8 protein-coding genes are annotated in these 8,748 nt (G+C 69.1%); 2 read left to right on the top strand and 6 right to left on the bottom strand.

Annotated elements, in window-relative coordinates; genetic code table 11:
* From DW306_RS19165 to nusA, 3 genes are all read right to left on the bottom strand, one after another.
* Nucleotides 1-707 (bottom strand): translation initiation factor IF-2 N-terminal domain-containing protein (locus tag DW306_RS19165; RefSeq protein ID WP_205814212.1); only part of this gene is annotated, 707 nt, incomplete at its 3' end.
* A gap of 94 nt (nt 708-801) precedes the next feature.
* Nucleotides 802-1,056: a YlxR family protein gene (locus DW306_RS19160; protein ID WP_136057170.1), complete on the bottom strand. Its 255-nt coding sequence runs from the start codon at nt 1,054-1,056 to the stop codon at nt 802-804.
* A 60-nt stretch (nt 1,057-1,116) separates the two neighbouring features.
* Nucleotides 1,117-2,103 carry a transcription termination factor NusA gene (gene nusA / locus DW306_RS19155; RefSeq protein WP_136057169.1) on the bottom strand — a complete coding sequence of 329 codons (987 nt, stop codon included), beginning with the start codon at nt 2,101-2,103 and terminating at the stop codon, nt 1,117-1,119.
* Between the two features lie 132 nt (nt 2,104-2,235).
* Here nusA and DW306_RS19150 point away from each other — a divergent pair, with 132 nt between their 5' ends.
* The gene (locus DW306_RS19150; RefSeq protein ID WP_136057168.1) at nt 2,236-3,591 is read left to right on the top strand and encodes an NAD(P)/FAD-dependent oxidoreductase; all 1,356 of its coding nucleotides are present in this window, start codon (nt 2,236-2,238) and stop codon (nt 3,589-3,591) included.
* Here DW306_RS19150 and DW306_RS19145 read toward each other — a convergent pair.
* From DW306_RS19145 to DW306_RS19135, 3 genes are read right to left on the bottom strand one after another with little or no spacing between them, the layout of a single operon-like run.
* On the bottom strand, nt 3,560-4,600 hold the full coding sequence (locus DW306_RS19145; protein WP_136057167.1) for a TIGR00730 family Rossman fold protein: 1,041 nt from the start codon (nt 4,598-4,600) through the stop codon (nt 3,560-3,562). The genes DW306_RS19150 and DW306_RS19145 overlap by 32 nt on opposite strands.
* A gap of 13 nt (nt 4,601-4,613) precedes the next feature.
* Nucleotides 4,614-6,368: a proline--tRNA ligase gene (locus DW306_RS19140; protein ID WP_136057166.1), complete on the bottom strand. Its 1,755-nt coding sequence runs from the start codon at nt 6,366-6,368 to the stop codon at nt 4,614-4,616.
* 43 nt (nt 6,369-6,411) lie between these two features.
* Nucleotides 6,412-7,182: an isocitrate lyase/phosphoenolpyruvate mutase family protein gene (locus DW306_RS19135; RefSeq protein ID WP_136057165.1), complete on the bottom strand. Its 771-nt coding sequence runs from the start codon at nt 7,180-7,182 to the stop codon at nt 6,412-6,414.
* Nucleotides 7,183-7,357: 175 nt separating this feature from the next.
* On the opposite strand from DW306_RS19135, the gene DW306_RS19130 reads away from it, so the two are divergent.
* A partial coding sequence (locus tag DW306_RS19130; protein WP_136057164.1) for an HNH endonuclease signature motif containing protein occupies nt 7,358-8,748 on the top strand: 1,391 nt, incomplete at its 3' end.

Below are 8,748 nucleotides of genomic sequence, written 5' to 3'. Positions count from 1 at the left end.
GGGCCTCCTGCGCCACCGGGGCGACCGGGGCCGCCAGGACGCTGCTGGAACGGTGCGCCACCCGGACGACCGCCGCCACCCGGGCGACCTGCGCCACCGGGACGAGGCGAACCGGGACGGGGCGAACCCGGACGCGGAGCGCCGGGACGAGGCGCCTGCGGACGCGGGATGTTTCCGGGAGTCGGGCTCGGGCGCTGGCCCATGCCCTGTGCGGAAGCGAAGGGGTTGTTGCCCGGGCGGGGACCCGCCGGACGCTGGCCCATCCCCTGCGAGGAGGAGAACGGGTTGTTGCCCGGGCGCGGAGCGCCCGGCTTGGGCGCGCCGCTGTCGGCGGACTTCTCCGCGGCGGGCTCAGCCGCCGCAGCGGGAGTCGCTGCTGCCGGCGCAGGCGCAGGCGCAGCCGGAGCCTCGGGCTCGGGGGCCGGAGCGGGCTCCGGGGCAGGCTTCGGACCGGGCTTGGGGCCCGGTGTCGGTGCCTTCTTGGCAGCGGGCTTCGCTGCGGGCTTCGCTGCAGGTGCAGCATCCGCACCGCTCTTGAGCGAGCCGTCGGCCTCGATCGCCGCACGCAGCTTGCGTGCCACCGGCGGCTCGATGGTCGAGGACGGGCTCTTCACGAACTCGCCGAGTTCCTTGAGCTTTGCAAGAGCGACCTTGCTGTCGACGCCGAGTTCGGCGGCGATCTCGTGTACGCGTGGTTTACCAGCCACAATTCTCCTGTCTGAGTCGGTCCACCCAGACAGGGCAGACCACTAGTCGCGGACGGGTCTCATTTCGAGCCGTTCACTTTGTTTCCATAGCTGTTCAGCCTTTGTTTCTTGGTGGGTGCTGTTCGAAGGTCCGCGTGTCCAGCTGAGTGGTCACGCGCAGTGCTCGTCCGAATGCGCGGCGCCGCAGAGCGGCATCCATGCATTCCTGTGTCGGATGCAGCCACGCGCCCCTCCCCGGCAGGACCGCACGCTCATCGACGACGAGCACATTGTTCTGGGACACCACTCTGAGAAGAGCGGAGCGGGGAGCACGCGTGCGACAGCCGACGCACGTTCGTACGGGTTCCATCTTACACCTGCGTTCCACCGCGCCTCGCCTCGCACCCTGCGAGCCGAGGCGAGATGCGGGTCAGTCGTCGAGGACGCTGTCGGGCTGGATGTCGATCTTCGCACCGGTGAGCTTGGCGGCCAGACGCGCGTTCTGACCCTCTTTGCCGATCGCGAGCGACAGCTGGTAATCGGGAACGAGGGCGCGGACGGCCTTGGTTCCGGCGTCGAGCACGAACGCGCTCGTCACCTTCGCCGGCGACAGCGCATGGGCGACGAAGGTCGCGAGGTCCGGGTCGTGGTCGACGATGTCGATCTTCTCCCCCGCCAGCTCCTCGGTCACCGCGCGGACGCGGCGGCCCATCTCGCCGATGCAGGCACCCTTCGCGTTGATCGACGGGTCGTTCGCCTTCACCGCGATCTTCGTGCGATGCCCGGCTTCTCGGGCAAGCGAGACGATCTCGACGAGGCCCGCCGCGATCTCCGGCACCTCGAGCGCGAACAGCTTGCGGACGAGTCCCGGGTGCGTGCGCGAGACCGTGATCTGCGGACCCTTGAGCCCCTTCGCGACGCTCGTGACGTAGACGCGCAGACGCGAGCCGTGCGTGTACTCCTCACCCGGAACCTGCTCCTCGGGGGGCAGGATGGCCTCGACGGAGCCGAGGTCGACGTGGATCATCCGCGGGTTCGGACCCTGCTGGATGACGCCGGCGACGATGTCGCCTTCCTTGTCCTTGAAGTCGCCGAGCACGACGTCGTCCGCGATGTCGCGGAGGCGTTGGCTGATGACCTGCTTCGCGGCGAAGGCGGCGATGCGACCGAAGTCGTCGGGCGTCGCATCCTCTTCGCCGATGACGGCGCCTTCTTCGTCCTTGACGACCTGCAGCACGGCGACGTGGCCGGACTTGCGGTCGAGCTCCACCCGCACGCCCTCGGGCGTGGCGCCGTCGGCGGCGACGTGCTTGGAGTACGCGGTCAGGATCGCCTGCTCGATGATCGACACGAGCTCCTCGAAGGGAATCGCCTTCTCCTTCTCGATCCCTCGCAGCAGACTCAATTCGATGTCCATGACGGCCTCCCTATTCAGCTCTCGTCGCGCCTGTTCGCACGCGCGACATCCGTACCACGATACCCTGTGCCCACCGCCTGTTGCCACGGCGGGGGCCGCGCTGGTGCGGCCACGACGCCGCAGGAGGACCACGTGAACACGTTCGACACCATCGTGATCGGAGCCGGGATGTCGGGCGTCACGACCGCCCGGATGCTGACCGACGCAGGTCAGCGGGTCGTGGTGCTCGAGGGACGCGATCGCATCGGCGGACGGATGAACTCCGATCGGACCTCAGGATTCTCCGTCGACCTCGGGGCGTCCTGGGTCCACGGCATCGACGACTCCCCGCTCTGGGAACTCGTGCAGGCCCTCGGCATCCCGACTCTCGAGTACACCGTGGGCAGCTTTCAGGTGGGCGGGCGGCCGATCGAGAACTTCGACGGCGAGGGCCGCCCGATGGACGCGGCGGCCACCGCCCGATGGATCGCCGACGTCGAGCAGGCCGACCGCCTGCTCGTCGAGGAGATCGCCGCGTCCTCCCCCGGTGACACCTACCTCGACGTGACCGAGCGGGCGCTCGACCGCTCCGGATTCGATCCCGAGCGCATCGATGAGATCCGCGAGTTCTTCCGGCACCGTGTCGAGGAGCAGTGCGGCGCCTGGATCGGCGACCTCGACGCTCACGGCCTCGACGAGGACGCGATCGACGGCGACGAGGTCATCTTCCCTGGCGGTTACGACGAACTCCCCCGTCGCATCGGCGCGGGGCTCGACGTGCGCCTCGATCACACCGTCACCCATGTGGTGCGCTCGGAGGCCGGCGTCGTCGTCAGTACCGGCGACACCGAGTTCACCGCGGATCGCGCCGTCGTCACGGTGCCGCTCGGCGTGCTGAAGGCCGGCTCGATCGCTTTCGAGCCTGCGCTGCCCGACGCGGTGGCGGGCCCCATCGACCGACTCGGCATGGGCGTTTTCAACAAGGTCTTCATCCAGTTCCCCGAGCGGTTCTGGAACGAGGAGAGCTATGTGCTGCGCGCCCTGGGCGAGGCCGGCGAGCACTGGCACTCGTGGTACGACGTGTCCGCGGTGAGCGGCATCCCGACGCTGCTGACGTTCGCGGCGGGTCCGTTCGGACGCCACATGCAGGAGCTTCCGGATGACGAGGTCGTCGCCGATGTGGTCCGCGCGCTGCGCGCCCTCTACGGCGATGCCGTCGGCGAGCCGCTGGCCCACTGGATCACGCACTGGGGCGAGGATCGCTTCTCGGCCGGCTCCTACTCGCATCTTGCGCTCGGCTCGTCGCACCACGACCACGACGAGCTCGCAGGACCTGTCGATGACGTGCTGCATTTCGCCGGTGAGGCGACGTGGGGCGATGAGCCGGCGACCGTCGGCGCGGCCTTCTACTCCGGGCACCGCGCCGCGGAGCGCATCCTCGGACGGTCCGTCGACCTCGGCGAGTTCGCCGCGGGGATCACTGCGCGGGAGCAGACGGCAGGTCGTTGATCGCCCGGATCAGCCGGAACAGGCTGCCGACCTGATGCTGATCCAGGTGCAGGATCAGGCGCGGCAGGTGCAGCACGTCGTCGTCGGCCACCTCGGGCTGCCGTGGAGCCGTCCGGGTGATCCGGCCGGACGCCAGCATCGGCCCGAACCGGTCGTTGAGAGCGTCGATCTCGGCATCCGTGGGCTCGTTCCTCAGGCGCAGGACGAGCGAGTCGCCGATCCACCTCAGCGAGTCGTAGTTGCGCCAGAACCCGGCGATCTCGGCGCGCGCTGCTTCGATGGAATCGGTCACGACGACGCGGTCGAAGTCTCCGGGTGAGATGACGCCCATCGGCTCGAGCGTGTCGTCGATGTAACGCTGCAGGCCCTGCCAGAACGTTCCGCCCGGCTGGTCGAGGAGCACGATGGGCGTCGGCTCCGCCTTCCCGGTCTGTTGCAGCGTCAACAGCTCGAACATCTCGTCGAGCGTCCCGAAACCTCCGGGCAGGCAGATGAAGCCCGACGATTCCTTGACGAGCATCAGCTTCCGCGTGAAGAAGTACTTCATCGCGACGACCTGGCCCTGACCGGTCACGAGGCTGTTCGCCTTCTCCTCGAAGGGCAGGCGGATCGAGACGCCGAGCGAGAGCGCAGGCCCCGCCCCCTCGGCGGCGGCCTGCATGATGCCCGGCCCTGCCCCCGTCACGACCATCCACCCGTCCGCCGCGAGAGCAGCGGCGATATCGCGTGCCTGCAGGTAGAGCGGATCGTCCTGCCGCGTGCGCGCCGAGCCGAACACGCTGACCTTCGGCACTCCGCGGAACGGCGCGAACAGCCGGAACGCATCCCGCATCTCGGCGAGAGCGGCCGAGGCGATCTTGAGGTCGAGACGGTCCGCCCCGTCCTCGCCCAGCAGGATCGCCGTGCGCAGCATCCGCATGACCAGACGACGATCCGTCGTGACGCCGGCGTCGTCCAGGACGGCGTCGATCTCCGCGGTGAGCGACGCGGGCAGAGGCTCGTCGATCATGGGGAGCTCCGGTTCAGCGCGTCAGCCGCGCGATCGCCTCGTCGACCGAGAGCGCGTCGCGCTCCCCGGTGCGGCGATCCCACAGCTCGACCTGGCCGTCGGCGGCTCCGCGTCCCACGATGACGATCTTCGGCACGCCCACGATCTCGGCGTCGCCGAACTTCACTCCCGGCGAGACCTTCGGACGGTCGTCGTAGAGCACGTCGAGACCGGCCGTCTCGAGCTGAGCCGACAGCGACTCGGCCACGTCGAAGGCGATCTGGTCGCGGCCCGCCGCGACGACCTGCACGTCGAACGGCGCGACGGACGCCGGCCAGATCAGCCCCTTCTCGTCGTTGTTGAGCTCGGCGATGATCGCGAGGATGCGCGTCACGCCGATGCCGTACGAGCCCATGGTGACCGTGACGAGCTTGCCGTTCTCGTTCAGCACCTTCAGCCCGAGGGTCTCGGCGAAGAAGCGGCCGAGCTGGAAGACGTGTCCGATCTCCATGCCGCGGGCGAGTTCGACCGGACCCGAGCCGTCGGGCGCGGGATCGCCGGCACGGACGTTCGCGATCTCCACGATTCCGTCAGCGAAGAAGTCGCGGCCGGCGACGACCGAATGGGCGTGCTTCTGATCGATGTTCGCGCCCGTGATCCAACTGGTGCCCTCGCTCACGCGGGGGTCGACGAGATAGCGGATGCCGGTGGCCGACTCCTCGCCCAGCACGGCACCGGTCGGAGACCAGGGGCCGATGTAGCCCTTCACGAGCAGCGGGTTGTTCTCGAAGTCGTCCTCGGTCGCGGTCGAGACGTCGGCCGGCGCGAACGCGACCTCGGCGCGCTTCTCGTCGACCTCGCGGTCGCCGGGGATGCCGACGACGACCAGTTCGCGGGTGCCGTCGAGGTGCGTGAGAGCGAGCACGACGTTCTTCAGCGTGTCGGCGGCGGTGTACTCGCCCTCGAGGTGCGCGTTGCTGTGCGCGACGAGCGTCTCGATCGTCGGGGTGTCGGGCGAGTCGAAGATGACGGGCTCGGCGTCGGCGTCGAAGGCGATCGCGTCGGGCACGGCCGTGGTGAAGGCCTCGACGTTCGCCGCGTAGCCGCCTGCGCTGCGCACGAACGTGTCCTCGCCGACGGGGGTCGGGTGCAGGAACTCCTCGCTGCGCGCGCCGCCCATGAGCCCGTTGTCGGCGTTCACGATCACGTACTCGAGGCCCAGGCGCTGGAAGATGCGCTCGTAGGCGTCGCGCTGCTCCTGATAGCTGGTCTCCAGACCGGCATCCGTGGCGTCGAAGGAGTACGCGTCCTTCATCGTGAACTCGCGCCCGCGGAGCAGGCCCGCGCGGGGGCGTGCCTCGTCACGGTACTTGTCCTGGATCTGATAGATCGTCAGCGGCAGATCCTTGTACGACGAGTAGAGGTCCTTCACGAGAAGGGTGAACATCTCCTCATGCGTGGGCGCGAGGAGGTAGTCGGCGCCCTTGCGGTCCTGAAGTCGGAAGATGCCGTCGCCGTACGACTCCCAGCGCCCCGACGCCTCGTAGGGATCGCGCGGCAGGAGCGCCGGGAAGTGCACTTCCTGCGCACCGGCGGCGGCCATCTCGGCGCGGATGATGGCTTCGATCTTCGCCTTCACCTTGAGCCCGAGCGGCAGCCAGGTGAAGACTCCCGGGGCGGCGCGTCGGATGTAACCGGCGCGGACCAGCCATCGGTGGCTGGCGACCTCTGCATCGGCAGGGTCTTCGCGGAGCGTGCGGAGGAAGAATTTCGAAAGACGAGTGACCACGCCCCAAGTCTAGGGGCGTGGTCACTCGGCATTCTTCGGGTCGTCAGTTGAGTGCGGGCAGCCCGGAGGGGACGACTCCCCCGCCGTACAGGCTGACGGCGAGCTCCTGCAGGGCCGTGAGCGCGACGCGCTGCGGAAGCGGTCCGTAGGAGATGCGCGCGACACCGAGCTTCTCGTAGTCGGATGCCGCCAGGGCTCCGGGAACGCCGATCACGCTGATCTTGCGCTCCCCGATGCCCTCGACGAGCTGACGGGTGACGTTCGCGTCGAGAAGGCCCGGGATGAAGACGGCGGTCGCGCCGGCGTCGAGGTAGGCGCGGCCGCGCTGGATCGCATCGGCGACGCTCTCCTGGACGGGCCGGTGGCCGGCGCGGACGAAGGCATCGGTGCGGGCGTTGAGCGCGAAGGGCACGCCCTCGGCCTCGGCGGCCTTCACGATCGCCTCGACCGCGGCGACGGACTCGTCGAAGGGCTTGAGGCGATCCTCGACGTTCGCGCCGACGACGCCGGCGCCGATGGCGAGCCGGGTGGTCTCCCCCGCGTCTCCGTAGCCGTCGTCGAGATCGGCGGTGACGGGAACCTGGACGGATGCCGCGATGCGTCCGACCATGTCGATCATGATGTCGCGCGGCGTGGTGCCGTCGTCGTAGCCGAACGAGGCGGCGATGCCGTGTCCGGCGGTCGCGATCGCCTTCGTCTCGGGGAGGGCGGCGACGGCGCGCGCACCGACGACGTCCCACACGTTCACGACGCGGAGGATCTCCGGAGCGTCATAGAGTCCGACAAGGGTCTGGGCCTTGGCTGCAGTGGTCATGACTCCACGCTAACGCGGGTGGTCGACATCGGGGCCGGTGCGGACTCAATACGTCGTTTCGGTTCTGGCCGTGCGTGCGCCGTGGTCCCTGTTCTCACCGGCCATATTCCGGTGTATCGGTTTTGAGCGCTGATCTGGGGGTTTGAATGTCGGTGACCCCTGGTTGAGTGGGGGTATGACGGGGTTGGCGGGCGCGACGATCGAGCAGGTGGGGGCACTGGGTGCAGTCACTGAGATGCTCGTCGAGGTCGAGCGCACGATCAGCAGCATGCAGTCCGTGCGAGATGGGTTCCTCGCGGTCGGGTCGCGGTTGGCGGTCGAGGTCGCGGGGCAGGCCGATTCGGTCGATGAGGCGGATCTGGCGTTGCGGACGGTGGCGGCGGAGTTCGCGGCCGCGTTGCGTGTCAGCGACCGTACGATCCAGCGGCGGATGACGGATGCGTCGTGGCGTGTGGAGCGGTTCCCGCTGGTGTGGCAGGCGCAGGGTGCCGGGCGGATCAGTGCCGGGCATGCGCGGGTGATCTGTGATGCCGGGGAGCATCTCGAGGATGCTGGTGACCGGGATGCGTATTCGGCGGAGTTGGTCGGGTTCGCGGAGACGGAGTCCGCGAACCGGGTCGCCCGGCGCGCCCGCCGGGTAGCGGAGCGTTTCCAGTCCCGTCCGATCGCGGAACGGCATAAGGATGCCCGCAAGAAGCGGGGTGTGTGGGTGAAAGACCTTGCCGACGGGATGGCAGAGCTCGGGATGCGCGGCCCGGCCGCGCTCGTGCACGGCGCGTTCGACCGGCTGACTCAGATGGCGAAATCGGTGCAGGAAGAATCGGTGCAGGAAGAATCGGGTCCTGCCGGGTCGGGGACTGATGCTGCCGCCGCGACCCGTGAGAGCGCGTTCGGACCTGCCGCAGACGCTGCGCGGACCGCAGGCAGTGAAGCAGGTGACGCCGGTGCCGACGCCATTGCCCTGAAGGACTCGCGGACTCTCGGTCAGATCCGGGCCGACCTCGCCCTCGACCTCCTCCTCACCGGGGCCCCGGCCGGGCACGACACCGCAGGCGGGCTCCTCGCCGCGATCACCGCGAACGTGTCCGTCACCATCCCCGCGACCACCCTGATGGGCCGGGGCACGACCCCGGCGGAACTCGACGGCTGCATCCCGATCGACCCCGACACGGCCCGCCGCCTGGCGGGTGCGGCATCCGGGTGGGATCGCCTCCTTACGCACCCCTTCACCGGAACACTCCTCGCCGTCGACCGCTACCGACCCTCCGCCGAACTGAAACGACACCTCAGGGCACGAGATCAACGCTGCCGATTCCCCACCTGCGGGTATCCACCGCAGCACTGCGACATCGACCACCACCACGACGCGGCCCTCGGCGGCGCGACCACCGCCGAGAACCTCGGCCACCTCTGCCGCCGACACCACGTCCTCAAACACCACACCCCCTGGCACGTCGAGCCCCTCACCGACGGCCTCTACGCCTGGACCAGTCCGACCGGGCAGGTCTACATCGACAGACCCCCACCACCCAACACCGTCACCTTCACCGAAGACGACACCCCCGC

Origin of the sequence: Microbacterium sp. K24 (assembly GCF_004794465.1) — a bacterium.
GTDB lineage: Bacteria > Actinomycetota > Actinomycetes > Actinomycetales > Microbacteriaceae > Microbacterium.
This window is presented reverse-complemented; position numbering and strand designations above follow the sequence as displayed.

Coding starts and splice junctions, on each gene's coding strand:
- DW306_RS19145 (WP_136057167.1), bottom strand. CDS start 4,600: ATGATCGACGAGCCTCTGCCCGCGTCGCTCACCGCGGAGATCGACGCC.
- DW306_RS19160 (WP_136057170.1), bottom strand. CDS start 1,056: ATGGAACCCGTACGAACGTGCGTCGGCTGTCGCACGCGTGCTCCCCGC.
- DW306_RS19135 (WP_136057165.1), bottom strand. CDS start 7,182: ATGACCACTGCAGCCAAGGCCCAGACCCTTGTCGGACTCTATGACGCT.
- nusA (WP_136057169.1), bottom strand. CDS start 2,103: ATGGACATCGAATTGAGTCTGCTGCGAGGGATCGAGAAGGAGAAGGCG.